This is a genomic window from Bradyrhizobium neotropicale, assembly GCF_001641695.1.
Classification (GTDB): Bacteria; Pseudomonadota; Alphaproteobacteria; order Rhizobiales; family Xanthobacteraceae; genus Bradyrhizobium; species Bradyrhizobium neotropicale.
In genome coordinates, this window is record NZ_LSEF01000114.1 from 73,713 (window position 1) to 98,390 (window position 24,678).

The window sequence follows — 24,678 nt, forward strand, 5'->3', positions numbered from 1 at the left end:
GAGGGGGCGCGATGCGAGGGTCTGGATTTCTTCTGCCGATCGTCGGCTTGCTCGGCGCGGGTACGGCCGGGGCGGCCGACGTTGATCTCACCGAGTTCAAGACGACCGCGACCGTCCCGCCATATTACTCCGCTCCGTCCTATTCCGCTCCGTCCTGGAGCGTCGTCGGCTCCATCTCGCCGACCTTCACCGACAATGCCCTCTTCACCCGCGACAACCGCAGGCCGGATGTCTACTACGAGCCCGACGTGAGCGTCAGGCTGGACGGAAACCTCACCAATGATCTGTCATACCGGCTCTATGCGCGGGCCCAGTACGAAGCCTTTTCGAGAGAGAAGGACAGCAACTTCTCTGTCGCGCGCATGGGCGCGCGTTTGACAGAGAATTGGGACGGCTGGCGCTTCTCCGCCATCTATGAACACCGATATGATTTCGACGGCATCTACCGCGACGTCGCCTTCGTCTCCGATGACGTGATGGGCTCGGTGGCGCGCGACTTCCACGTCAACAACGCGGCATTTTCGCCGCTATTGCTCCTGACCTATCGATTCTCCGATCTGCCGGAAGCGCGCCGCTGGCGCTTTGACGCCGTGCTCGGGATCGAAGTCAAGCTCGATCCCAGATGGTCGATCGTGAGCACGCCGCTGTTCGAGGCCTACTGGTTTACCGACGGGCTCAATACCGGCCGTCGCGATCAGCTCTATTCGGTCGACCTGGGGCTGAAGTATAATTTCGCCAGCAACGTGTCGCTCACGACCACCGTACTTTACGAGGCGCGGACGTCGAACGTTCCGCTGCGGCGATACAGGGACCTTCGTATCGGCCCTCGCCTGGACTTCGCCTTTTGAGAGGTGCCTGAAAGATGCCAGCAAGACACCTGTTGATGCTGACGTGCATCGTCATCGGAAGTATGGCGGCATCCGTCGCGCTGGCCGATCCGCGCGATGCGGTCGATCGTGGTCAGCGTCTGGATACCGATGCGCTGCGGGACGATGCCGCAACGCATCGTCTGCGGCAGCCGTCTCATCCTCTCGATATTGCACCGCATCGGCCCGCACCAAACGCGAAGGCGACAAACAAGAAGTCGGGCATGAGCAGCAGCCGCTAGCCTGGTCGGGCGTGTCGACGGCTGCAATGTGTCGCCAATAGCGCCGCTGATACGCGATCGACGCGTGCCGAGCAGAAGTGCAACCTCGTTGGCTCAATCGTCCTGTGGAATCCGAATTGTGTTTTTAGTCTTTGTTACATCAGATTTGAGCGTCGCTGGCGTGGCACAAACTGCATATGGGGCGTCGCCGAAGTGCACCTCACGAATTCGAGATTTTATTCGCGCAATATTACTACCTGATGGTGTGGGCGTGTCGCGGGGTGTATGATCGGTCAGCCCCAGAGGCGCGCGTCTTCCGGATCCGGTGGTGGATGTCTCGCCGGCGGGGTGGGGAGGGGACTCTCGATATTGTCATCGTCACCAATATCGGGCGTCGCCGGAATAGAGTGAGTGCGTACCGTGAAGCCACGTGGCTCTCCCGCCAGCGTGTCCGATCGAACCAGTCTCGGGAACTGGCTGCGAATAGGTTCGCAAGACACGATCGACGGACTATATTGGATGTGTTCGGCGGATCTTCTCTTCGCCGTGCGCCCGTCCTTCCGCGGACACTTCGCCTTTGAAGGGATCAATCCGGCATTCGAGTCTCGGCTCGGCCTGTCGTCGGAAGACATCCGCGACATCGATATCTTTGATTGCATGAGCGGGGACGACGCCAGATCAATCTGCGAGGCGCTTCGGGCGGGGCTTGCGGAAGGCGCGGAGGTCAGGATCCGTCAGCGTCTCGCCCTGGGCGGTCCGGCCCGGGCGATGGAAACGACGGTGACGCCGATCGTGGACCCTGTGATTGGCTCGGTGGTCCGGTTGATCGGCTGTCACCGAGAAATGCGCAACACTCTCTTCGAGAACACGGCCAAAGGGGGCGAAGGGCTCGATACCAACCTCGGCCTGGCGTCCATTCAGGAGGGAATCCAGCAACGGATCGCCTCCGATCTCCACGATTCCACCTGTCAGCATCTGATTGCCGCCAGCCTTGGCCTGATGCGGATTCGAAGCAGCCTGGGCGATCCAGCCTCGGCCGAGCGCCTCTGCGATGACATCGATGCGTCGATCGATGAAGCCCTCCGGGAACTCCGCGCTTTTGCCTATCTCTTGCACCCACGGAATCTCGCGGGCGAGGGATTGAAGGCCACGATCGAGCGGTACGCCGAGGGATTCTCGGCGCGCACGTCGCTGCGCGTGACCGTCGACATCGTGCCGGACGTCGATCGGCTGCCGTATGAGACGAAGCGCTCGCTGCTGCGTGTCGTTCAGGAAGCCCTGACGAACGTGTTCCGTCATGCGAAGGCGACGGAGGTGGCTATCGCCTTCGAAATCGCCGACGGCCGTTTCCAGCTGACGATCAGCGACAATGGACGCGGCCTTCCCGCCCCCGGCAAGCGCGGCACCAAGGCTGCGTCGATCGGGGTCGGAATTCCCGCGATGCGGGCGAGACTGTGCGAAATCGGGGGTACGCTCGACATTCGGTCCGATCGCACGGCGCCGCATACCGGCACCGTATTGTGCGCCGTGTTTCCGCATTCTCTCGCGACGAACCGGCGCAATCGGCGCAGGACCACGACGGTCATGAGGGCCAATGCAGGCACACAGTCAGCGAAAGAACACTAGCCCGCGGCGGCAGGCCGAAAGGTGGCCGAACAGCGGCGAAGAATTTGGAGTGTGCTGCAATGAAACGAATTCTCATAGCCGACGATCACGAAGCGGTGCGGTCAGGCTTGCGGGCGGTGCTCGAGCAGCGGGCGGACTGGGAGGTGGTGGCCGAGGCCACTGACGGCGGCAAGGCCGTCGCCGCGGCGATCGAGAGCCGGCCTCACGTCGCCATCCTCGACTTCTCGATGCCGCGCATGACCGGCGTGGAGGTGGCGCGGCGGATCAGGGACTATCCGCTGCAGACCGAGGTCCTGATTTTCACGGTGCACAATTCGGGGCTGATCGCGCAGCAGGCATTTGAGGCCGGGGCGCGCGCATTCCTGGTCAAGTCGGACGCGAACAAGTTGCTGCTTGCGGCGGTCGAGGCGCTGCTGCTGCACCGGCCGTTCTGCACGCAAAGCTGTGTGACCGAATTCGATAGCGGGTCGCGCGCCGACGGCGAGAGGCACCATGAGCTCACGGCCCGCGAGAAGCTCGTGGTCAAGCTGGTCGCCGAGGGCTACAGCAACAAGGGCATCAGCGCGATCCTCGACCTCAGCGTCAAGACGACCGAGGCACATCGGGCGGCTGCGATGCGTAAGCTGGAGGTGAACTCGACGGCGGGCTTGGTCCGATACGCAATCCGGGCGGGATTGGTCGAGGCCTGAACGGTGACATCGGCGGGCCGCGGGGCGTCAGTACCTTCGCCGGGATTTCTCAGGGTTTTGTTGGATAACCCTTCCCGCCGGGCGCCGTATGATCGGCTGAATTTGCGGCCGGTCACCGCCGTTGTCCGCCCGGTCGGGCGGGGGCCGGCAAACGGGAACGACGCCGTGAAACGCATCTTGATTGCGGATGATCATGAAATCGTGCGTTCCGGGCTTCGCGCGATCGTTGAAACGCGCTCCAACTGGATCGTGAGCGGAGAGGCGACCAATGGCGAGCAGGCGGTCGCGCTGGCGCTCGAGACCAGACCGGACATCATGATCGTCGACTACTCGATGCCGATCATGAACGGTCTGGAGGTCAGCCGCCGCCTCAAGGCGCTGCACGTGAAAACCGAAGTGCTGATCCTCACGATGCACGAAAGCGAGGAGCTCCTCACGGAGGCCATCCTGGCCGGGATCCGCGGCTTCCTGTTCAAGTCCGATGCCCGCAAGCACCTGATCTCCGCCGTCGAAGCCTTGCTCGACGGCAGGCCCTACTTCACCAGCGTGCTGCTGGAGAAGCTTCTCCACGACTACCAGGCGAACAAGCAGAACCGGGCCGACATGCTGCTGACCTCGCGCGAGCAGAGCGTGGTCCAGCTGATCGCGGAAGGCCACACCAACAGGTCGATCAGCGCGATCCTGAAGCTGAGCGTGAAGACCGTCGAGACCCATCGCGCCTCGGCCATGCGCAAGCTCAGGATGTCGTCCACCGCCGAGCTGGTTCGCTATGCCGTACGCAAGAAGCTGGTTTCGCCGTAGCGGATGCTTGGCGCGCAACAAAACTCCCTTCCTTCAGGATGATGGCAATGGAACTCGGTATTGCGATGGCTGTTCCATCCATAAGCGCGAAACACCGGGAGAATCGCATGAGCGATGGAGCAGACTATTTCGCAAAACTGCTGGGGCGCGCCGCCATGGAGGTGTGGGGCGACATGCCCCGCGATATCCAGGAGGCGCTGTTCGAGGCCGCCATGAAGGGGCGAGACACCGAGCGCGAAGATCTCGCGCGGGTGCTGCACGAGCGCCATCCGCGCACGCTGCATCCGGCGAGACCGGGTTGACAGGGGAGATCATTATACCGCGCTGACTTGCCAGCATCCAGGAACGTTTGCAGAGGCACCCGGTTGGAAATCTGTGCGCGGGCCAACGCTGACCAAGATGCGAATGAGCGCCGCGCTCAACTGGTTCAACGACGTGAGTTGTCAGCGTGAGCGACATGAATATCGGAAAATGGTACGATCCGATCACACAGCGATGGATCGTACCGCGCGAAGCGAATCCAATCGCGATCTTCTCGCAAGCGAACACTGGGAAGGGAATGGATCGCCACGAGAGTGGGGAGGCTCAGCGCATCTGGGAGCTGCTGGTCGATTGCTGTGCGCGCGGATAACGCGCCTGAAATTCCCGGCGATCGGCCGGAAGGCTATCGCGAGGTCGGGCACAGGATGTGCCCTGATATCACCGCCCGCGGGCGAGATTGACCGCGGCCTCTACCGCGTCCTCCAGGATCTCCTCCGACAATTGTCTGTCATTGACCGCGCGCGACAATTGCAGCGCGCCGACCATGGTCGCGTAGATCGCGATCGCCTTGCGTCGTCGCTCGCCTGACGAGCCCTGCCGGATCTGCGCTGCCATCAGTGCGATGATGTCCGAGATCTTTCCGGTGAAGGCGTCGCGCGTCGTCTTCGGATGCCGTGCGACCTCGGCGACGAGCGCCGCGGTCGGGCAGCCGGTGCCGGCGCTGTCACGATGGTGCGGCGAGAGGTATTCGCGGATCGTCGTCACGAGCTCGACACCATTTTCGAGATTGTCCTTGTGGCGCTCTTCGCGCCGGGACAGCGCGTCGAGCAGGACCTCGCGCACCAGATCCTCTTTGGACTCAAAGTGGGTGTAGAAGGCGCCATTGGTCAGGCCGGCCTCCGACATGATCCCGGCGAGGCCGACCGCCGCGATGCCGCTCTCGTGAAACTGTGCGGAGGCGACGTCCAGGATGTGACGGCGCGTCTCGTCCTTATGTCCCTTCTCGTAGCGCACCAATTGTTGCCTCCTGCCAACCGGCCGCGAGCCCGGCCACAAAATCGTGAGGGTTGACCCATTGCATTACGATCATAATAATGAATTATGATCATAATGCAATGGGGCGGCCGAAGGCGGCGGTCCTTTTGACTTGAGAGGATTGCACGCATGTCAGTCGAGGACGCCGCTGCGCCGGCCCCGTCCGCCACGCAAAGCGCAGCCCGCGCCATTGCTCCGCTTCGCCGGGCGGCCCCGTCCGACCAGAGCGCGAGCGAGCGGAGGCGCGCCGCGCTCCTTCTCGCGCCGATCCTGCCGACGCTGGTCAAGCTCGCGCTCCCGACCGTGACCGTCCTGGTGGCGCAGACCGCGGTCAATATCGCGGAGGCCTATTATGTCGGCTTCCTCGGTACGGATGCGCTGGCGGGCGCCGCGCTGGTATTCCCGATCTTCATGCTGATGACGATGATGTCGAACGGTGGGTTCGGCAGCGGCGTGGCGTCTTCGGTGGCACGTGCAGTCGGCGCCGGCCGCCGCGACGACGCCGATGCCGCCCTGTTTCACGCCGTGGTGCTTGCCATCGTGGCGGGCGCCTTGTTTACGCTCGGCGCGGCTCTCGGCGGTCCACATCTGTTTCGCGTCCTTGGCGGCCGGGATGGGGCGCTCGCTGCAGCCGTCACTTATTCCAACTATCTCTTCGCCGGTGCCATTCCGGTCTGGATCGTCAATCTCCAGGCGGCGGCACTGCGCGGCTCCGGCAACGTCAAGGTGCCCGCGCTGGTGACCTTGATCGGCGCGATCGTGACCATCCCGGTCTCGCCGATCCTGATCTTCGGCTTCGGTCCGTTTCCGCAACTCGGTATCGGCGGCGCCGGCGTTGCGTTCGGCCTTTATTACGGCGCCGCGATGCTATTTCTGCTGCGCTACATGGCCTCCGGCCGATCCGGCCTCAACTTGCACATCGTGCGGCTGCGGGCGGCGATCTTCGCCGACATGCTGAAGGTCGGCATTCCCACCGCGCTCAATGCGGTGCTCACCAACCTCACCGTCATCCTGGTCACCGCCGCCGTCGGCCTGTTCGGCACCTCCGCGCTTGCGGGCTACGGCATCTCCTCGCGGCTCGACTACATCATGGTCCCGCTGCTGTTCGGCGTCAGCACGGCGACCTTGACCATGGTCGGCGTCAACATGGGGGCAGGTCAGATGGCGCGGGCGCGGAGGATCGGCTGGATCAGTGGCGTCCTCGGTATGGTCATGACCGGCACGATCGGTATCCTGGTTGCGATCTTCCCGACCGGCTGGCTCCATCTCTTCAGCCACGACACGGAGGTGGTGCGCGAGGGCATGACCTATTTGCGCATTGTTGCTCCGGCCTATGCCGCGCTCGGCTTCGGCTTCGTTGCGTCCTTTGCCGTCCAGGGCACCGGCCGCGCGATAGGGCCGCTCGCCTCATCGATCGCGCGAATCCTGATCGCGGCCGGCGGCGGCTGGATAGCCGTGACCAGCTTTGGTGCGGGGATGGCGGGGGTCGCCGGCATGGTCACGGTATCGCTGATAGCCTATGCGGTGATCTGTGCCTTGATCATGCTGTGGCCGTCGACGTGGCGGCCCGAGTGACCATGCCAAGGCTTTCCATTTCCCGATTGGCCACGCGGAGAGAAGCAGCGTCCCGCCGCGGGGCAAAATTTGAATTTCCATTTCATTGATTTCGCGCCACGTACGGGAGAAGACGACATAGGTTATTGCCGGTTCCATGGAGACCAAGATGTCGTTTCGCCTCCCCCTGATCCTCTCAACCTTGCTCGCCGTCTGGTCGGTGGGAGCCGCGGCCGAGACCATCAAGATCGGCGTGACGCCGGGCCCGCATGCGCAGATTCTCGAGGCGGTGAAGCCGATCGCGGCAAAGAACGGGCTCGATATCCAGCTCATCGAGTTCTCCGACTACGTCGTGCCGAACGCCGCGCTCGATGCCGGCGACATCCAGGCCAATTCCTTCCAGAACCAGCCCTATCTCGACAACCAGAAGGCCGACCGCGGCTACAAGATCGAGTCCGTCGGGCTGACCGTGAACTTCCCGATCGGGGTCTATTCGAAGAAGCACAAGAGCTGGGCCGACATTCCCGACGGCGGCAAGGTCTCGATCCCGAACGATCCGACCAATGGCGGGCGCGTGCTGCTGCTCCTGCGCGACGAGGGCGTGATCAAGCTGAAGGACGGCGTCGGCTTCAAGCCGACCGTGCTCGACATCGCCGAGAACCCCAAGAAGCTGAAGTTCGTCGAGGTCGACGCGGCGCAGGCGCCGCGCGCGCTCGACGACGTCGATGCCGCCGCGATCAATACCAATTACGCAACCCAGGCCGGACTCGACCCCGTCAAGGACCCGATCCTGCGCGAGGATCCGAAGGGCCCCTACGTCAACCTGATCGCGGTCCGGACCGCCGACAAGGACAAGCCCTGGGTCAAGATCCTCGTAGACAGCTATCACACACCCGAGGTCAAGGAGTTCGTCCTGACCAAGTTCAAGGGCGCAGTGCTGCCGAGCTGGTAGGCAAACTGCCCAAACTCCGGCGGAGGACCCGGCGACGTGGCAGCCTTGCGCGGCGCTGGCTTGCCTCGGGCCGCGGCAACCGACATCATCGGGGCCGTGGCAATCCTCGCCCGACAGGGGTCGTATGAAACGCTTTGCAAACCTGAAACGACTGGGATTCTTCACGCGGCTTCTCGATGAGGCACCCCCGGCGGACCGATACCGCTTCGCGGCGGAGCAGATCGTGCGCGCGGAAAAGGCGGGTCTCGATTCCGCGTGGATCGCGCAGCATCATTTTCACGAGCGCGAGGGCGGGCTGCCTTCGCCCTTCACCTTCCTCGGCTACGTTGCCGCGCAGACCTCGCGCATTCGCCTTGGCACCGGCATCGTCACCCTCCCGCTGGAGAACGCGGTGAGGGTGGCGGAGGATTCGGCGGTGCTCGATCTCCTCTGCAATGGCCGTTTCGAGCTCGGCGTCGGCACCGGCGGCAATCCGTCGGCCTTTGCCGCCTTCGGCCTCGACAGTGGCCAGCGCAACGAGATTTTCGCACGTAATCTGGACGTCGTCCGGACCGCGCTGGCCGGCAAGCCGCTCACCGGCGGCGATACGCTCTATCCGCTGCGGCCGCAATTGTGCGAACGGATCTGGCAGGCGACATTCTCGGTGGCCGGTGGCGCGCGCGCCGGCAAGGCGGGTGACGGTCTCCTGTTGTCGCGTACCCAGCCTCGTACCAAGGAAGCGCCGCGCGCGACGCTCGCCGAGATCCAGAATCCGATCATCGACGCTTATCTTGAGGCGCTGCCGCCGGGATGCGAGCCGCGGATCATGGCATCGCGTAGCGTCTTCGTCGCCGAGGATCGCGCTGAGGCGATGCACCTCGCCGACACCGGGCTACGGCGCGCACTCCCGCAGTTCATGAAGGGCGGCCACGCCAAACCGGGCGAGACGCTGGAGGAGATGATCACGGCATTCGATACGCATGTCGGCGCGGCCGACGACGTCATTGCCTCGCTCCGCGCCGACGCCACGCTGGAGCGGGTGACTGATCTCGTCTTCCAGGCGCATTCGGTTGATCCGCCGCATCCCTACATCCTGCGATCGATGGAGCTGGTCGCGGAGAAGGTTGCGCCCGCCCTGGGCTGGACCCGGACCGCTGCGGCTGACGTCGCGCTGGCGGGCTAGCCGAACATTGCACGAGGCTGAATGATGAGCACGACGGATATCATCGACACGCTTGCCGGGATCGAACCCGGATCGAGCCTGGACGCCATTCGCGCGAAGCGCGCGCAGGCGCGCGAGAACGCACAGAAGAGCTATCTCGCGCTGTTCGAGCCGGTTGACGCCAGCGATTTCTCTCTCGCGGAGCGCGCGACGGTCGCGCTCTTCGTGATCGGCCTCCATGGCGAACCCAACGTGACCGCGTTCTATCGGGCGAAGCTCGCTGCAACCGACGGAGCGGGCCTGGTCGAAACGATCGAGGCCGAAGTCACCCGGGGCAGGACGTCTGGTCCCTATGGCGCCTTTCCGGCCGGGCCGCTGTCGATCGAGAACAAGGCCGGCCTGGTCTACGGCGTGAGTGCAGATCGCAAGTCCGCCCTCGGCACGCGCCTCGCCGCGGCGCTCGAACATGCGCATCTCCTGGTATTCCGGCCGCGCGATGCGGCATCGGCGGATATGAAGGCGCTGTTGAGCGCCGGCTGGTCGAACACCGGCATCGTCACCTTGTCCCAGCTCGTCGCTTTCCTGTCGTTCCAGGTGCGCGTCGTGAGCGGCTTGCGCACGCTTGGCGCGGCGAGCGCGTAGGAGACCGCAATCATGAGCGCTGCAAACACCGTCAATCCGCCGGTCGTATTCACCCAGGACGAACTGGGTTGGGTGGCATGGATCGATCCGCTGCCCGAGACTGAGCTGACCGAGCGGCATTTTGCGGGCCTCGTCGATCGCGCCCGCGCCAAGTCCGAATATTTCCGCCTCCTGGTGCGCGATCCCGAAGTGCTGGAAGCCCGGACCAAGACCGACAAGGACATCTTCTACAATACCGCCGACGGCCTGCCGCGCGCCGAGCGCGAGCTCGCGGCGGCAGCGACCTCGCGCTACAATGGCTGCATCTATTGCGCCTCCGTGCATGCGCGCTTTGCCAGCACCTATTCCAAGCGCCGCGACGACGTGCAGCGCCTGCTCGACGAAGGCATAGGTGCGGATCTCGGCGAGCGCTGGAACGCGGTGGTCAAGGCGTCGGTGGCGCTCGCCGCAACGCCGACCGCGTTCGATCAGGACAACATCGAGGAGCTGCGCCGCGCTGGGCTCGACGATGCCGAAATCGTCGACGTCATCAACGGCGCGTCATTCTTCAACTGGGCCAACAGGCTGATGCTCTCGCTCGGCGAGTCGACGAAATAGGCATCTTCACTGGCACAGAACTTGCGACAAATATCCAACATCTGAGCGGACGGAGCCGAGCATGAGCAACATGGATCGTCGTACCCTGGTGAGGGGTTCACTTGCCGCCATGATGGCGGGAGCGGCCTTCTCCCGCGCCGCCTTCGCGCAATCGTCCGAGCCGATCCTGCTCGGCGTCAGCGGTCCCCTGACCGGGCCGAACGCGCAATACGGCACGCAATGGAAGCAAGGTTTTGATCTCGCGCTCGACGAGATCCAGGCCGCCGGCGGCATCAACGGGCGTAAGCTCGCGTACAGCTTCGAGGACAGCCAGAGCGACCCGCGCCAGTCGGTGGCGATCGCCCAGAAGTTCGTTTCCGACTCCAGGATCGTCATGGAGCTCGGCGACTTCTCCAGCCCGGCGTCGATGGCGGCGTCTCCGATCTATCAGCGGGGAGGGCTGGTGCAGTTCGGCTTCACCAACTCGCATCCCGATTTCACCAAGGGCGGCGACTTCATGTGGAGCACCTCCGTCAGCCAGGCCGACGAGCAGCCGCTGCTGGCGCAATATGCTGTCAAGCGCCTCGGCCTCAAGAAGCTCGCGGTGTTGCACCTCAACACCGATTGGGGCCGCACCAGCCGCGACTATTTCGTCAAGGCGGCCAAGGAATACGGCGCAGACGTCGCGATCACCGAAGGATACATTGCGGAAGAGCGCGACTTCCGCTCGACGCTGGTGCGGGTGCGCGATGCCAATCCGGACGGACTGATCCTGATCTCCTACTACTCCGACGGCGCGCTGATCGCGCGCCAGGCACGCCAGGTCGGGCTGAAGCAGACGATCTGCGCCGCAAGCTCGGTGTACTCGCCGAAATTCTTGGAGCTCGGCGGCGAGGCGGTCGAAGACGTCCATCTCGGCACGCGCTATTTCCCGGAAGATCCGCGGCCCGAGGTGCAGAAGTTCATTGCCGGCTTCAAGAAGAAATACAACGGGCAGGAGCCCGACGCCTTCAACGCCTATGCCTATGACGCGATGAACATGGCGGCTGCGGTCGTGAAGATCGGCGGCACCGACCGGCGCGCGATCCGTGACGCCTTCCCGAAAGTGAAGGATGTCTCGAGCGTCATTTTCGGGACGGCGACGTTCGACGTCGAGACCCGCCGCGTCAAGGGCGCCATGAATGCCGAGCTTGTCGTGCGCAAGGGCCAGTTCGCGCTTTGGGACGGCAAGCCGACCTGACATCATGGCCGGAGTAATCGCTCCGGCCGCTTTCCTCTCATTGGGACCATCGCGTGGCTTCCTGGCTCGACTACACGATCAACGGGCTGATCGTCGGCAATGTGTACGCCCTCGTTGCGGTCGGGCTCGCGCTGATCTTCGGCGTCAGCCGCCTGATCAACTTTGCCCAGGGCTCGATCTATCTCGTCGGCGCCTATATCGGCTGGGTGGCGGTGGTGCAGTTGCACACGCCGCTGCCCCTCACCATTGTCGTGGTCGCGGTCGCCGCCGCGCTGGTCGGACTGATCATCGAGCGCCTCGGCCTGCGGCCGCTGCAGAATTCGGCGCGCATCGCGCCGCTGCTGGCGACGATCGGCATCAGCTTCGTGCTCGATCAGCTCGTGATGCTCACCTTCTCCCCCAACCCGCGCGCGCTGCCGAGCCAGTTGCCCGACGTGCGCTTCCAGGTCGGCAACGGAACGATCGGCCTGCTCGACCTCCTGATCGCCGGCGTCGGTCTCACCAGCGCGCTGCTACTCTTTGTGTTCCTGCGCTACAGCAAGCTCGGCTGGGCGGTGCGGGCGACCGCGCAGGACCGCGACGCGGCGATGCAGATGGGCGTCGACGTCAATCGCGTCAATCAGGCCGTATTCGGCATCGCCGCGGCGCTCGGCGGCGTGTCCGGCATGCTGGTCGGCATGTACTACAACCAGATCGACACGGCGATGAGCCTGCAGGCGACGCTCAAGGGCGTCGTCGCCGAAGTCGTCGGCGGCGCCGGCAACGTGCCCGGCGCCGTGGTCGGCAGCCTGCTGCTGGGACTCGTTGAAAGCTACGGCGTTGCGGTGTTCGGCACCAGCTATCGCAATTTGTTCGCGTTCCTGCTGCTGGTGCTGGTTCTGGTGCTGCGGCCGAACGGCCTGTTCGCGAGCGCGCGGCAGGCACCGCCCGAGCCGCTCACCGGCACCTTCATCGCGCCGAGTCGCCCGTTGCGCATTCCCCGCTGGGCCTTGGCTGTCGCAGTCGGCGGCTTTGCCATCCTGCCGCTGTTTCCGGTCTCGTTCTACGTGCTCCAGACGCTGATCAACGCCTGGCTGCTCGGCATGCTCGCGCTCAGCCTGACACTGGTTGCGGGCACGATCGGGCAGGTCTCGCTCGGGCATGCCGCACTGCTGGCGATCGGTGCCTATACCTCGGCGCTGTTGTCGCTGAGCCTGTCCGTTCCCGTCGGTCTCGCCGTCATTGCCGGAGGCCTGATGAGTGCGGCGCTGGGCACGACCCTGATCTCGCCGTCGTTTCGCCTGCGTGGGCATTACGTGTCGATCGCGACGCTCGCGATCGGCGAGATCGTGTCGCTGGTGATCCTGAACTGGGAGAGCGTGACGCGTGGCCCGATCGGCATCTCGGGGATTCCGCCTTTGTCACTGTTCGGCTACGACCTGATCAGCGCATCGTCGGTCTACTGGTTCAGCTTTGCGGTGATGGTCGTGCTGGCGCTGCTGCAGGGGCGGTTGCTCACATCGCATCTCGGTCGCAGCTTCCGCGCCATTCGCGACGACGACATCGCCGCGCGCGCCTATGGCCTCAGCCTGAACCGCTATAAGTCGCTCGCCTTCATCTTCGGCGGCTTCGCCGCCGGCGTCAGCGGCGCCATCGCCGCGCATCTCTACTCCTACATCAATCACGAGACCTTCAACACGCAGCAATCGATCCTGGCGCTGACCGTCGTGATCCTCGGCGGCCTCGGCAATGTCGTCGGTGCGATTCTCGGATCGGTCGCGCTGGTCGGCTTGCCCGAAGTCTTCCGCATTGCTGCGGAGTACCGCATCCTGATCTACGGCATCGTGCTTCTGCTCCTAGTGCGGTTCAGGCCGCAGGGCCTGTTGGGGACGATCTGATGGCCGAGCAGAACGCACCCATGTTGTCCGTTCGCGGCCTGACGCGGCGCTTTGGCGGCCTCACTGCCGTCGATGCCATCGATCTCGATCTCGCGAGGGGCGAGCTCGTCAGCATCATCGGCCCGAACGGCGCCGGCAAGACGACCCTGTTCAACCTCGTGACCGGGCACGATAGGCCCGATGCCGGCGAGGTTCGTCTCGAAGGGCGCGACATCACTGGCCTGTTGCCGGAAACGCTGGCAGGGCAGGGGATTGCGCGGACCTTCCAGCTTGGCCGCGTCTTCGGTAATCTCAGCGTCATGGACAACGTCCTGATCGGCGCGCACACGCGGCTGCGTGCGGTCAAGCCGGCCGTGCCGGTGATCGGCCCGCTGCTGGAGCTGGGGCTGGCGCTGCTGCGTCCCGCAAGCGTCAGGGCCGAGGAGGAGCGGCTGCGCGAGGAGGTGAAGGTCATTCTCGCGCGCTTCGGCGAGCGGCTGCTGCCGCGGATCGACCAGCCCGCCTACAGCCTGTCCTATGCCAACCGCCGCCGCGTCGAGATCGCGCGCGCGCTCGCGCTGAAGCCGCGCCTGTTGCTGCTCGACGAGCCCACCGCCGGCATGAATCCGACCGAGACGGCGGAGATGCAGGCGCTCGTCGCCGAGCTGAAGGCGGAAGGCCTGACCATCCTCCTGATCGAGCACAAGCTCGAAATGGTCATGCGCCTCTCCGACCGTGTCATGGTCATGGACGAGGGCAAGAAGATCGCGGAAGGCTTGGGCGAAGACGTGCGCAACGATCCCAAGGTCATCGAGGCCTATCTCGGCCACGGCCTGTCGCGGTCCGAGGATGAGCAGGAGACTGCGGCATGACGAGCACCGCACCCGATCCTCTCCTCGTGCTGTCGAACGTCAACACCTTCTACGGCCAGGCGCAGGTGCATTTCGATCTGTCGATCAGCATCGGGCGCGGTCATATCGTCTGCCTGCTCGGCGGCAATGCCAGCGGCAAATCGACGACGATGAAGATCATCCTGGGCCTCGTGAAGCCGCGTTCGGGCGAGGTGACCTTCGATGGTTCTTCGTTGCTCGGGCTGACCACGCCGCAGATCGTTCGCCGCGGCATCGCGTCGGTGCCGGAGGCGCGGCGGCTGTTCGCCGACATGAGCGTCAGGGAGAACATCCTGATGGGCGCGTTCGTGCGCAACGATCGCGCTGAGGTCGCGCAGGACCTGGAGCGGATGCTCGCGCTCTTCCCGAAACTCGGCCAGCGGCTGTCGCAGCGCGCCAGCTCGCTCTCCGGCGGCGAGCAACAGATGGTCGCGATGGCCCGCGCGCTGATGAGCCGGCCGCGCATGATCGTGATGGACGAGCCGACGATGGGCCTGTCGCCGCTCTATGTCGACCGCGTGCTGGAGCTGATCCGCACCATCAACCAGGAAGGCGTGTCGGTGTTCATGGTCGAGCAGAATGCCAGCCTCGCGCTCGAGATCGCGCATGAAGCCTATGTGTTGCAGACCGGCAGGATCGTGCTCTCCGGCCCCGCGCGAGCGCTGAAGGACGATCCTCGCGTGCGCGACGCGTATCTCGGCGGCACCGAGGCTGCGTAACGCGGTCTCTGCACGAAGCCTGTCTCGGTAGCACGCTGATGCTTCCACATCGTCATGGCCGGGCATGGCCGTCCGAAGGCCGGCGTCGCTTCCGCTCGCCCATGACCCAGCCATCCACGCCTTGCCTTGCAGCACAAAGATCGTGGATGCTGGACAAGTCCGGGCATGACGACCTCCCGCAAATTTCGCATATGCGATCACCCTGCGATGAGCCGGGATGGCACTAGCCAGTGTGATCATTTCATGAAAAGATCATACGGGAAGGTGAGCGGGAATGTGTTCGTGACGAGATGGTCTTTGCGGATGGTCGAGCCCAAACTGGCGCTGCTGTTCGGCGGTCTAGTCATCGCCAACATCGCCGCTTGGGCCTGGGCTCTCGTGCTCTTCGCAGACCGGCCCGCGGTGATGGCGACTGCGCTGCTCGCCTGGGTGTTCGGCCTGCGCCACGCGGTGGACGCCGACCACATCGCCGCCATCGACAATGTCGTGCGCAAGCTGATGCACGCGGGCGCGGCGCCGCGAAGCGCCGGTCTCTATTTCGCGCTCGGACATTCCACCGTTGTCGTGGTCGCGACCATGCTGCTGGCGCTCGGCGTGGTGAGCCTTGGCGGTGACAGCCTGCTCAAGACCGTCGGCGGCCTGATCGGCACCTCGGTCTCCGCGATCTTCCTGCTCGTGATCGCGGTCCTCAACCTCATGATATTCGCCGGCCTGTGGCGGACGTTTCGCGCCGCGCGCGATCACGGGATTCATGACGCCGAAGGGCTCGATGCGTTGCTCGCCAATCGCGGATTTCTCGCGCGCATGCTCGGCCCCATGTTCCGCCTGGTGACAAAGTCCCGGCATATGTATCCGCTTGGGTTGCTGTTCGGGCTCGGCTTCGACACCGCAACCGAGATCGGGCTGCTCGGCATCTCCGCCACCGAGGCCGTGCGCGGCGTTTCGCTGGCGCATGTCCTGGTCTTCCCTGCGCTGTTCGCCGCCGGCATGGCGCTGGTCGACACCGCCGACTCCGCGCTGATGGTGAGCGCCTATCGCTGGGCCTTCGTCGATCCCTTGCGCAAGCTCTGGTACAACCTGACCATTACCGGCGCCTCCGTCGCGGTTGCCCTGTTCATCGGCGGCATCGAGGCGCTCGGCCTGATCGGCGACCGCCTCGCATTGTCCGGTGGGCTGTGGACGCGGATCGATGCCCTCAACGAGTCGCTCGCGAATTTCGGCTTGGCGGTGATCGCGCTGTTCGTGATCGCCTGGCTCGTCTCGGTCGTGCTCTATCGTCGCATGTTTACGGGCGACAGGCCCATTCCAGCCAACGGCCAAGCCGTGACGAAGCCGGCGGCCGCGCAAGCGTCGACCGCCTGATCAGGCAGAAGCTGCGCTCTGCGCCTGCTCCACCGGCTGGTCATCGCCGTTGGGATCGCCGGGCGCGGTCGCCCAGGCGAGCTCGACCAGCGTCACGATCCTGCGTCCGCCGCCGTCGAGCTGGCAGACGATCAGGCCCTGCTCCTCCATGTAGCCGAGCAGCCGCTGCGCGCGACGCAGCGAATGCGAGCCATAGGCGCGCGCGATCGCGGCGTCGCCCGGACACGGCCAGCCCTCCTTGGCCGCGCGAGCGATCATCATGAACACGCCCTGCATGTCGTCGGGAAGGATGGAGGCGCGCAGCGTAACTTCCTGCCAGGCGTCGTCCTCGGCCAGCTCGGTCCCGAGCCCCGCGCGCGCATGGGTCAGCATGCGGCGGAATTCGTTCAGATCGGGCACGGCCGACCCGAGCCCCTCGATGCGGCATCGGACCACGAACTCCTGATAGAGCACACCGATGGCGCGGAAGCCGGCGTCAGGCTCGGCCAGCACGGCGCGTAAAGTTCGATCGACGCGCTCGCGCCGTTCCGCAAGCTCTTCGGCGCTGACCGGTAGCTCGATCGGCTCGGGGCGGGTTTCCATCGCGGCGGATTTCGCCGCCCTGAGCTGCTCGAGCAGATCCGGCGCTGGCCGGCGCTGCGGGCGGCTCGCCTCCAGCGGCGGTGCCGCAAGGATCACCGCACGCGCGTCCTCCAGCGTCGCCTCGGGCAGCGGCAGCAGCCGCGGCGTGGCATTGCGCGGCTTGGTGTCGGTCGGGCCGATGTGCAGGCGCAAGGGCCGGCGCGAGAGCGCCGGGCCCAGCGCCATGAACTGTCCGCGCTCGAGATCGCGAAAGGTCTCCGCCTGCCGCCGCTCCATGCCGAGCAGATCGGCGGCGCGGGCCATGTCGATGTCGAGGAAGGTCCGGCCCATCAGGAAATTGGAGGCTTCCGCCGCGACGTTCTTGGCGAGCTTGGCCAGCCGCTGGGTCGCGATGATGCCGGCAAGCCCTCGCTTGCGGCCGCGACACATCAAATTGGTCATGGCGCCGAGCGAGAGTTTTCGTGCTTCGTCCGATACTTCGCCCGCAACAGCGGGTGCGAACAGCTGCGCCTCGTCCACCACCACGAGCATCGGATACCAATGGTCGCGATCGATGTCGAACAGTCCGCCGAGGAACGCCGCCGCGCGCCGCATCTGGTTCTCGGCATCGAGCCCTTCGAGATTGAGCACGGTGGAGACGCGATGTAGCCGCGCGCGTTCGCCGGCGACCTGAAGGCCGCGCTCGGTATGATCCTCGGCGTCGATCACGAGGTGGCCGAAGTGCTCGGCCAACGTGACGAAATCACCCTCGGGGTCGATGATGGCCTGCTGCACCCAGGGCGCGCTCTGCTCCAGGAGCCGTCGCAAGAGATGCGACTTGCCGGAGCCGGAATTGCCCTGCACCAGGAGGCGGGTGGCGAGCAGTTCCTCGAGGTCCATGGCCGCCGCGGCGCCCGCCGTGGTCTGCCCCATCTCGATCGCAACCGTCATGTCCCGACTCAAAGCCTTCCCTTCGCGGCAAGCGGCTTACCAACCCGATCGCGGCGCGTCGAGCGGTGCATCGCGAATCACGCGGCGTTGCCCACGGCTGCGTTCAGGGAACACGTCGACGCATGCTCAGGTGTGGTCGCGCGGTTCAGGCGCTCGCGTGATTCGACAATCGCAGCAGCGCGGGCCGGTAAGGCGGTTGCGGGTCGTCATCCTCGTTCTCAGGGATGGCGCAGGAGCCGAATTCCTGCCGGATGCGCTCGATCTCGGCAACGCGCGCATGCAGCCGCTGCAAATGCTCGGGCGACTTCGCCTTCCAGAATCGGAACGTGTCTGACGTCAGGGGCAGGAAGGCGGTGCCGAACAGCGTCGGATCGGGGACGATGGTGCGGCCGAGCAGGAGGAATTTGTCGGGGCCGGAGACGACGAGGGTTGCATAACCGCGGTTTCCGATCCGCTTGATGCCGTTCAGCGACCATTCGCTGAGCTTGCTGAAGTAGGGCTCTTCCCGCCAACGATCGGGGCAATGGTCATCGACCGTGACGTTGACCGCGTCCTGGCTGAAATGCACGATGAGCCCCGCCTTCTCGGGAAACCAGTCGTCGTCGAGATGGCCTTGCAGCCAGGCGCAGACAAATGAGCGGCACATCTGCGGACGGCGGTCATAGATGGTGCATCCCGTGCCGGTTTGCCAATGCCTGCACAGTTGGTTCACCGGCTTGTCGACGGCAGCCACCTCGAGAATGTCGCAGCAGGCATTACACGATCCGCATTGCCGGGAAGGCGGCGGCGGTGCCTGTCGACCGGCGACCCGAAAACCCTGGCCATCGCGAATGAGGAGCTTCTGCTTCTCCAGCGCGTTCAGCGCGCGCTCGACCTTGAGGCGGGACAATCCGGTCGCGTCAACGATACCCTTCATCGTCGTCGCGCCGGCCTCCACCGCGCGAACGATCTGCAGCGTCGCCTGATCCATCGTCGTCTACTTGTTCTTCCGTCTTCTATCCGGCTCACGCCGGCCGGGAACCTGCGGCCCCGGGGAACCGGTATCCGGACCTATCGCAGGGCGGGGCAATTCGGCACCCCGCTCATAGCTAGAAGTCGCATGTATGCGATGTTTGCGCAAATGGCGCAGCACCCGTGATGGTCCAGTTCGGACCAAATCACGATGGAATTGGAGGCCACGCCCAAGGCCGACCCGGTTCGCATCAGGAAACCGGGCTGATGAGGTTTGGTGCAAATTGGCGCGGCTTCCCGGCCGCGCCATTCCTCGTTACTGCGCGCCCGATCCACCCTGCACGATCTTCTCGTTCAGCTTCTGATCCACGATCTCGACCGTGCGGTCGATCTCGGCATTGGGCACACCTAACTGATGCGAGATCAGCTTCACCAGGAGATCGACGCGCTCGATGAAGGGCGCGCCGCTTGCGACCGCTCGCGCCGCCGATGACGGCTTGAGCAGACTCTCGGCGGCCTTGGCGTATTTGGCAAACGGCACCTGGTCCTGCGGGTCGGCGCCGAGGCGCCGGGCGATGGCGTCGACATGATCGTAGATCGTCTGCGAGCGCGTAAGATCGCTGTGCACGGCGTCGCGGATCGACTGCGGATCGTTCGGCGTGATGCAGCGGTAGTTGCCGGTCAGCAGCATCGACCATTTCGCCAGTGGCACGAACAGCGAGTCGAACACCTTCAGCTTCACCGGCACGTCGTGGCCATCGAGCGTGACGGCATCGATGTCGGCTTCGAGCTCGCGCAGCACCTTGTTGTGCTTCTCGTCCGCGAACGCCGACGCCTTGAAGTTCGTGGGCAGGCCGACATGCAGCACGTTCGCCGCTTCTTCCGGCGGACGGAATGCTTGCGGGTCGGGCGAGCAGAGTGTCACCAGGCCTGGCTCGAACCGCTCCCACACCTGCGCATTGGTGTAGGCCTCCTCGAGGTCCATGTCTGCCAGCGTCGGGATGCGCTTGAGATAGGGTAGCGGCGGCATGTTCATGATCGAGAGGCACGGCAGCTTCGCCGCGGCGATCTTGACCATGAGAACGCGGACGGTGTGGTTGGCGTATTGCGGCTCCTGCATCGCAAGGCCCACCATGTCGTAACGGGAGACGTCGACATTGGCCGGCGTCACAGCATCCAGCTTGCCAGGTAGGTCGCGCGAGAAGATCGCGCGATGCACCGCCTCGTCGCGCAGCTTGATGCGCACCTCGGTACCGTCGCGATTGATGAGCTCCGCGGTCTTCGCGCGGCAGACCAGGGTCACGTTGTGCCCCGCCATCAACAGTTTGGTGCCCAGCAGCGAGCCGTAAGAGGCCCCCAGGATCAGAATGTTGCGCGCCATGGCTTTCCCCTCTGACAAATCGTGCCATTTTCCGCCCCGGACGTGCCGTCCGGGGCGGATTTGAGCGGCATGTAAAGCGAAGTGCCTCGGGATGGCAACTGGGATAATGCATACAAGGCGGTCGCCGCGATTCCTGCTTCGTTCGCCTTCTAGAGGGCGCACCGGCCAGCGCTGTCCCTCCTTGGCCTGGATGGCGCGAAGCCCAATCCGGGATCGCTGCGTCCGTTTGAAGAGCCCGGATTTCGCTGCGCTTCGCGCCGACCCGTTAAGGCGGCTCTACTTCCAGAACAGTAGCAGCGCCAGCAGCACGACCGGTACAAAACCGAGAACGACAATGAGGACTCGAAGCAGGACTTCATTCGACATCCGCGCTGGTTACTTAAGGTCAAGCTGGATGGGATATGCAGTCTGTGCCAGTTGCGGTTAGTACGGTCATTACAATGTCTTTGGGTGCGAACCAAAGATCTCGAACCGAGGCGCGACCATAGAGGCGGCGGTCGCCACGTTGCCCGACGGGCAAAACACCGACGCCGCTTCCGAAGCCTGTCAAGTCATACGCGCGAAAAGATTCCGCTTTACCGAAATTCGGATTTATCGTATTTGTCGTCCATCCTGGTCCACCAAGAGGGGCGATCGTACGTCGTCACGATATCGCGGGCCGGGTTGCGGTGGACGCGGCAGCGTCGACACGAGAGGCGCGGGCAGGGCGGGTAGTCCCTGTGAGCCCGAGGCAGCGTGCAGACGAGCGGCGCTGACGGTTCGCTTCGCCAACATTTCCGGTGCGCGTGCACACCGCCGGAGACCCTGTGGCGATCGACGAACGCGCGTACGGCAAAACCGTGTGGTCCTGGCCGTCGTTGCTACGGTCAAGCCTTTCGCGGAGGTGCAAGCGAGCCCGACCGGGCGGACTGCATCGTCAATTCGCGAGGCGAGGGAGGCCAGAAGGAACTCGGCTCCCGGGAGAGCACGGCATAAGCCGTCAACCCACTGCGCAGGGAAGGCCGCGTGTTGGGCTTCACCTGTATGCCGCTGTGCAGTTTCTGATTGCGCTACATGCGCACAGCGGACCGTGGGTGCCAGCCGGCACCCGGCCTTCCCTGCGCCCTCTTGATTGAAGGGGGTGGAGAGATGAAGCAAAGCTCGGGCGAAATCAGCTGCGAGAATGCGAAGGTGTGTCTGCGATTTCGAATGTAAGCCGAAGACCGACGATGCCGGACCTTGCTCCGTCATTGCGAGCGCAGCGAAGCAATCCAGAATCCCTCCGCGGCGGCAGCCTGGATTGCTTCGCTGCGCTCGCAATGACGAGTGTATGGAGACAATGTGCACAATGTCTCACTAACGTCGTCCTGGTCGAAAGCCAGGGGACCCATTACCCCAGGGCATAATTTGGCGAAAACTCGTCGTTCGGTACTCCCACCGTTCGGAATCGATAGATTCCGCGTTATGGGTCCTGGCCTTCGCCAGGACGACATCGGAGGCATAGCCATTCGTTACGGCTGTCTCACCGGTGATGCGAGCGCATCATCTCGCGAAATTTTCCGTAAAATCTGTTCGTGCTATTCGCCCGGAAATTGCGCGTCCGGCGCATCAGTCCGCAGCCTGTCGCGTCACCCCTGGCTGGCGACGCGGGCGCGATCGAGATGTTCCTCGATCTTCGGGCGGTCGCGGGTGCGCTCGAAGCTGGTGCAGAGGAGTTCGGTCTCCTCGAGCGAGATGGGCGCGCGATACAGCCGGCACATGAACTCAGCGCTCGCGCGTGTCTTGCCCGTCGCGGGACCGCGCTCGGCGAGAAACATGCAGTCGCGGCAGATGCTGGCGTTGAGCCGCTGATGCGTCGCATCGAGGTGATTGAGGATCTTCGTCAGCGAGTCGCGCAGCCTCATGCACTCCTCGGTGCCGAGCGCGGCGACCGCGTTCATGACGTGATTGATCGGATCATGCTGGCTCAGGCACTTCTCGCCCTGCGCGGTGACGTGGAGCACGACGGAACGCTTGTCCTCATGCGAGGGCTTTCGCACCAGGAAGGATTTGCTCTCGAGCGTCTTCACGATTTGCGATGCGGTCGCGCGCGTAGCACCGATGAAACCGGCGAGCGCCGACGGCGTGCGCGAGAAGCGGTTGGCGCGCCCGAGGAAACGCAGCGCCATCCATTCGCGGTCGCGCAATCCATGCTGATTGCCTTCGAAATACCAGGCCCTCGCCGCTTGAACCAGCAGCTCGACCGCTTCGCGTGCCAATGGCATGGATCTACCTCGCCCCGGGAATCTCGCCTGCGGCGCCCCGAAGCCGCTTTCCACCATCGCGCACGAATCCTTCGCGAGAAGCTGGATAGCCGGCAACATCCGGTGAGCACATCGTGCCCGGCTTCCGCTCAAAGACATGCATCGCTACGAAGCTGGTCCGGCCTGCTGCGCGCCGCGGAATCCGGCACGAGAAGCTGCGTCGCTGATGGCATGCCAATCGCGACGTCGTCGAACGGGGGCCCGAGTTGCCGTCACTACCGGACGATGGATCGGAATTGCTCAACCGAAGCCCCTGAGTTCAAGTCACAAGCAACGTTTCTTATATTCCGCCGAAACGATGAATGAGCTTCTCAACAAAATCAAGTAGAGACGCTCTTGGAGTGGATGTCGTTGCAAACGTTGATGACGTTCAACTCTATCTCGCTACGGAGAACACATGATGGTGAACGATATTCTCTATCTATGAAGCGAGATGCTGTGAACTATACGACAGTTTGATTGCACGCATATTGTTGGCCCCTGCTGACGCAAGTTGATCAGAGCTTGTGCATGACGAAGATGTACGCCGCTCCGTCATCCACAACTTGCGCAATCGGGTTGCTAGAATCGGCGGGGGAATGTGTACGAATTGCACGCGGCGGTTGTTCGCGTTCTGCGAGAGGGGGCGGATTGTCGTGGGTGTTCCCCTAATGCAATCAACCGAACGGATGAGGCTATTGACGACGGAAGCCCTGCGTATTTTTGCGGGCGCATTCCGCACGGGCCCAGCCACGGCCCCAGCGATCGCGCTGAAGCGCCTATGGCTTCGCCGCGCGGCGGGAATTGGCCGCTAGTCGCCCTTGAGCATGTCCCGCAGCTCGCGGAATGGATCGGCGCTTGGTGGAGCCGACGTGTCTTGCCGCATTGCGCTGTAGATCCGCGGGACCATGTCGACCGCCTGATCGAGGCCCGAATCACGCCCGGACTGGTACCCCCCCATCAGGCGGAGGTCGCGCGTGTCCTCGTATTTGGCGATCATGGTGCGCAGCTTGCTGACGAGCTCACGCTCCTCCGGATCCCAGACGTTATGGGCGAGGCGGGAGACGGAGGCCAGCACGTCCACGGCCGGATAGCGCGCCTGGTCGGCAATGTGACGGCTAAGCACAATGTGCCCATCGAGCGTGCTGCGGATGGTATCGGCGATCGGCTCGTTGTGATCGTCGCCGTCGACCAGGACGGAGAAAATGCCGGTGATACTGCCGGATCCCTCCTCACCCGGGCCTGCCCGTTCCAACAGGCGCGGCAGATCGGTGAAGACCGTCGGCGCGTAGCCGCGGGCGACCGCGGGTTCGCCGGCGGCGAGTGCGACCTCGCGGGCGGCGTGCGCGAATCGGGTGATCGAATCGACCACGAGCAGGACAGATTCGCCCCGGTCGCGAAAATATTCGGCGACCGCCATCGCCGTCTTCGGCGCCAGCCGCCGCATCATCGGGCTTTCATCTCCCGTCGATACAATGGTGATGGCGCGCGCGCGGTCATTGCCCAGCACGTCCTCGATGAATTCGCGCACCTCGCGGCCGCGTTCGCCGACGAGCGCCAGCACGACGGTGTCGAATCCCTGGCTGCGGGCGAGCATCGCGAGCAGCGTCGATTTGCCGACGCCGGAGCCGGCGAAGATGCCGACGCGCTGGCCGGCGCAGATCGGCGCAAAGAGGTCGATGACCCGCACGCCGGTGCGCAAGGGTTTGTGGACGCGGGCCCGCTTCATCGCCGGCGGCGCCTCGGCCTCCGCCGACACCGCCCGCGATCCAGGGGTGAGTGGCCCCTGTCCGTCGAGCGGCGCGCCGAGCGCGTTGATGACGCGGCCCTTCCAGCTCGGATCGGGCGCGAAGGACAATGGCGGCATCCGGTATGCGATCGAGCCGAGGCCGCCGGAGAACTGCCGGTCGAACGGTTTTGCGATGATGCCGTCGCTGTCGATCCGCACCACCTCGCCGATCTGGGGCTTGCCTGCCGAATTGACGCCGATCAGCTCGCCGAGCCTGACGAACCGCGACAGGCCGGAGACGCGGAAATGCGTCGGGGCGATCTCGGAGATCGCGCCGCTGACGCTTGCAAGGGGGGTGCTCTGCTGAAGCTCCAGCAGCGCCCACTCAAGTTGCCGGAGAGCGTTCAAGGAAA

General features: G+C 64.4%; 22 protein-coding genes. 16 read left to right on the plus strand and 6 right to left on the minus strand.

Annotated features, from left to right (window positions below; all coding sequences use genetic code 11):
* The first annotated feature begins 11 nt into the window (after nucleotides 1-11).
* The 6 genes from AXW67_RS37325 (at nucleotide 12) to AXW67_RS37350 (ending at nucleotide 4,505) form a co-directional block, all read left to right on the plus strand.
* The gene (locus tag AXW67_RS37325; protein ID WP_063681918.1) at nucleotides 12-848 is read left to right on the plus strand and encodes an outer membrane beta-barrel protein; all 837 of its coding nucleotides are present in this window, start codon (nucleotides 12-14) and stop codon (nucleotides 846-848) included.
* A 35-nt stretch (nucleotides 849-883) separates the two neighbouring features.
* Nucleotides 884-1,108, plus strand: a complete 225-nt coding sequence (locus AXW67_RS37330) for a hypothetical protein (RefSeq protein ID WP_063681919.1) — start codon at nucleotides 884-886, stop codon at nucleotides 1,106-1,108.
* A gap of 498 nt (nucleotides 1,109-1,606) precedes the next feature.
* Complete coding sequence (locus tag AXW67_RS37335) at nucleotides 1,607-2,713, plus strand: sensor histidine kinase (RefSeq protein ID WP_245315851.1); 1,107 nt, start codon at nucleotides 1,607-1,609, stop codon at nucleotides 2,711-2,713.
* A 59-nt stretch (nucleotides 2,714-2,772) separates the two neighbouring features.
* Entirely contained in the window at nucleotides 2,773-3,402 is a 630-nt protein-coding gene (locus AXW67_RS37340) for a response regulator transcription factor (RefSeq protein WP_063681921.1), read from the plus strand.
* Nucleotides 3,403-3,567: 165 nt separating this feature from the next.
* Entirely contained in the window at nucleotides 3,568-4,203 is a 636-nt protein-coding gene (locus tag AXW67_RS37345) for a response regulator (protein ID WP_027556598.1), read from the plus strand.
* A 107-nt stretch (nucleotides 4,204-4,310) separates the two neighbouring features.
* Nucleotides 4,311-4,505, plus strand: a complete 195-nt coding sequence (locus AXW67_RS37350; RefSeq protein ID WP_063681922.1) for a hypothetical protein — start codon at nucleotides 4,311-4,313, stop codon at nucleotides 4,503-4,505.
* Nucleotides 4,506-4,902: 397 nt separating this feature from the next.
* Here AXW67_RS37350 and AXW67_RS37355 read toward each other — a convergent pair whose 3' ends face one another.
* Nucleotides 4,903-5,478 carry a TetR family transcriptional regulator gene (locus tag AXW67_RS37355; RefSeq protein WP_063681980.1) on the minus strand — a complete coding sequence of 192 codons (576 nt, stop codon included), beginning with the start codon at nucleotides 5,476-5,478 and terminating at the stop codon, nucleotides 4,903-4,905.
* Between the two features lie 150 nt (nucleotides 5,479-5,628).
* Between AXW67_RS37355 and AXW67_RS37360 the strand changes: the two genes are divergently transcribed.
* From AXW67_RS37360 to AXW67_RS37405, 10 genes are all read left to right on the plus strand, one after another.
* Nucleotides 5,629-7,074 (plus strand): MATE family efflux transporter, encoded by a 1,446-nt coding sequence (locus AXW67_RS37360; protein WP_063681923.1) that lies wholly within the window; start codon nucleotides 5,629-5,631, stop codon nucleotides 7,072-7,074.
* A 136-nt stretch (nucleotides 7,075-7,210) separates the two neighbouring features.
* On the plus strand, nucleotides 7,211-8,005 hold the full coding sequence (locus AXW67_RS37365; RefSeq protein ID WP_063681924.1) for a MetQ/NlpA family ABC transporter substrate-binding protein: 795 nt from the start codon (nucleotides 7,211-7,213) through the stop codon (nucleotides 8,003-8,005).
* Between the two features lie 124 nt (nucleotides 8,006-8,129).
* Nucleotides 8,130-9,167, plus strand: coding sequence for a putative FMN-dependent luciferase-like monooxygenase (locus tag AXW67_RS37370; protein ID WP_063681925.1), 1,038 nt, complete (start codon nucleotides 8,130-8,132; stop codon nucleotides 9,165-9,167).
* Between the two features lie 24 nt (nucleotides 9,168-9,191).
* On the plus strand, nucleotides 9,192-9,788 hold the full coding sequence (locus AXW67_RS37375; RefSeq protein ID WP_082908186.1) for a CMD domain protein: 597 nt from the start codon (nucleotides 9,192-9,194) through the stop codon (nucleotides 9,786-9,788).
* 12 nt (nucleotides 9,789-9,800) lie between these two features.
* Nucleotides 9,801-10,385 carry an alkylhydroperoxidase domain protein gene (locus AXW67_RS37380; RefSeq protein WP_063681927.1) on the plus strand — a complete coding sequence of 195 codons (585 nt, stop codon included), beginning with the start codon at nucleotides 9,801-9,803 and terminating at the stop codon, nucleotides 10,383-10,385.
* 61 nt (nucleotides 10,386-10,446) lie between these two features.
* The gene (locus AXW67_RS37385) at nucleotides 10,447-11,604 is read left to right on the plus strand and encodes an ABC transporter substrate-binding protein (protein ID WP_063681928.1); all 1,158 of its coding nucleotides are present in this window, start codon (nucleotides 10,447-10,449) and stop codon (nucleotides 11,602-11,604) included.
* A gap of 53 nt (nucleotides 11,605-11,657) precedes the next feature.
* Nucleotides 11,658-13,481: an ABC transporter permease gene (locus tag AXW67_RS37390; RefSeq protein ID WP_063681929.1), complete on the plus strand. Its 1,824-nt coding sequence runs from the start codon at nucleotides 11,658-11,660 to the stop codon at nucleotides 13,479-13,481.
* Nucleotides 13,481-14,332, plus strand: a complete 852-nt coding sequence (locus AXW67_RS37395) for an ABC transporter ATP-binding protein (protein ID WP_063681930.1) — start codon at nucleotides 13,481-13,483, stop codon at nucleotides 14,330-14,332. The genes AXW67_RS37390 and AXW67_RS37395 overlap by 1 nt, the downstream gene beginning before the upstream one ends.
* Nucleotides 14,329-15,069, plus strand: coding sequence for an ABC transporter ATP-binding protein (locus AXW67_RS37400; RefSeq protein WP_063681931.1), 741 nt, complete (start codon nucleotides 14,329-14,331; stop codon nucleotides 15,067-15,069). The genes AXW67_RS37395 and AXW67_RS37400 overlap by 4 nt, the downstream gene beginning before the upstream one ends.
* Before the next feature lie 303 nt (nucleotides 15,070-15,372).
* Complete coding sequence (locus AXW67_RS37405; protein ID WP_201723762.1) at nucleotides 15,373-16,431, plus strand: HoxN/HupN/NixA family nickel/cobalt transporter; 1,059 nt, start codon at nucleotides 15,373-15,375, stop codon at nucleotides 16,429-16,431.
* Here the strand turns inward: AXW67_RS37405 and AXW67_RS37410 are convergent, their stop codons facing one another.
* The 5 genes from AXW67_RS37410 to fliI all read right to left on the minus strand — a co-directional run bounded on the left by AXW67_RS37410 (nucleotide 16,432) and on the right by fliI (nucleotide 24,673).
* The gene (locus tag AXW67_RS37410; protein ID WP_063681932.1) at nucleotides 16,432-17,943 is read right to left on the minus strand and encodes a helicase HerA domain-containing protein; all 1,512 of its coding nucleotides are present in this window, start codon (nucleotides 17,941-17,943) and stop codon (nucleotides 16,432-16,434) included.
* A gap of 145 nt (nucleotides 17,944-18,088) precedes the next feature.
* Nucleotides 18,089-18,913: a YkgJ family cysteine cluster protein gene (locus AXW67_RS37415; RefSeq protein WP_027556611.1), complete on the minus strand. Its 825-nt coding sequence runs from the start codon at nucleotides 18,911-18,913 to the stop codon at nucleotides 18,089-18,091.
* A 297-nt stretch (nucleotides 18,914-19,210) separates the two neighbouring features.
* Nucleotides 19,211-20,275 carry a ketopantoate reductase family protein gene (locus AXW67_RS37420; RefSeq protein WP_063681933.1) on the minus strand — a complete coding sequence of 355 codons (1,065 nt, stop codon included), beginning with the start codon at nucleotides 20,273-20,275 and terminating at the stop codon, nucleotides 19,211-19,213.
* Nucleotides 20,276-21,882: 1,607 nt separating this feature from the next.
* Entirely contained in the window at nucleotides 21,883-22,518 is a 636-nt protein-coding gene (locus AXW67_RS37425; RefSeq protein ID WP_063681934.1) for a MarR family winged helix-turn-helix transcriptional regulator, read from the minus strand.
* A gap of 829 nt (nucleotides 22,519-23,347) precedes the next feature.
* The gene (gene fliI, locus AXW67_RS37435; RefSeq protein WP_027556626.1) at nucleotides 23,348-24,673 is read right to left on the minus strand and encodes a flagellar protein export ATPase FliI; all 1,326 of its coding nucleotides are present in this window, start codon (nucleotides 24,671-24,673) and stop codon (nucleotides 23,348-23,350) included.
* Nucleotides 24,674-24,678 lie beyond the last annotated feature (5 nt).

Coding starts and splice junctions, on each gene's coding strand:
- AXW67_RS37325 (WP_063681918.1), top strand. CDS start 12: ATGCGAGGGTCTGGATTTCTTCTGCCGATCGTCGGCTTGCTCGGCGCG.
- AXW67_RS37330 (WP_063681919.1), top strand. CDS start 884: ATGCTGACGTGCATCGTCATCGGAAGTATGGCGGCATCCGTCGCGCTG.
- AXW67_RS37335 (WP_245315851.1), top strand. CDS start 1,607: ATGTGTTCGGCGGATCTTCTCTTCGCCGTGCGCCCGTCCTTCCGCGGA.
- AXW67_RS37340 (WP_063681921.1), top strand. CDS start 2,773: ATGAAACGAATTCTCATAGCCGACGATCACGAAGCGGTGCGGTCAGGC.
- AXW67_RS37350 (WP_063681922.1), top strand. CDS start 4,311: ATGAGCGATGGAGCAGACTATTTCGCAAAACTGCTGGGGCGCGCCGCC.
- AXW67_RS37360 (WP_063681923.1), top strand. CDS start 5,629: ATGTCAGTCGAGGACGCCGCTGCGCCGGCCCCGTCCGCCACGCAAAGC.
- AXW67_RS37365 (WP_063681924.1), top strand. CDS start 7,211: ATGGAGACCAAGATGTCGTTTCGCCTCCCCCTGATCCTCTCAACCTTG.
- AXW67_RS37370 (WP_063681925.1), top strand. CDS start 8,130: ATGAAACGCTTTGCAAACCTGAAACGACTGGGATTCTTCACGCGGCTT.
- AXW67_RS37375 (WP_082908186.1), top strand. CDS start 9,192: ATGAGCACGACGGATATCATCGACACGCTTGCCGGGATCGAACCCGGA.
- AXW67_RS37380 (WP_063681927.1), top strand. CDS start 9,801: ATGAGCGCTGCAAACACCGTCAATCCGCCGGTCGTATTCACCCAGGAC.
- AXW67_RS37385 (WP_063681928.1), top strand. CDS start 10,447: ATGAGCAACATGGATCGTCGTACCCTGGTGAGGGGTTCACTTGCCGCC.
- AXW67_RS37395 (WP_063681930.1), top strand. CDS start 13,481: ATGGCCGAGCAGAACGCACCCATGTTGTCCGTTCGCGGCCTGACGCGG.
- AXW67_RS37400 (WP_063681931.1), top strand. CDS start 14,329: ATGACGAGCACCGCACCCGATCCTCTCCTCGTGCTGTCGAACGTCAAC.
- AXW67_RS37405 (WP_201723762.1), top strand. CDS start 15,373: ATGGTCGAGCCCAAACTGGCGCTGCTGTTCGGCGGTCTAGTCATCGCC.
- AXW67_RS37410 (WP_063681932.1), bottom strand. CDS start 17,943: ATGACGGTTGCGATCGAGATGGGGCAGACCACGGCGGGCGCCGCGGCG.
- AXW67_RS37415 (WP_027556611.1), bottom strand. CDS start 18,913: ATGGATCAGGCGACGCTGCAGATCGTTCGCGCGGTGGAGGCCGGCGCG.
- AXW67_RS37420 (WP_063681933.1), bottom strand. CDS start 20,275: ATGGCGCGCAACATTCTGATCCTGGGGGCCTCTTACGGCTCGCTGCTG.
- AXW67_RS37425 (WP_063681934.1), bottom strand. CDS start 22,518: ATGCCATTGGCACGCGAAGCGGTCGAGCTGCTGGTTCAAGCGGCGAGG.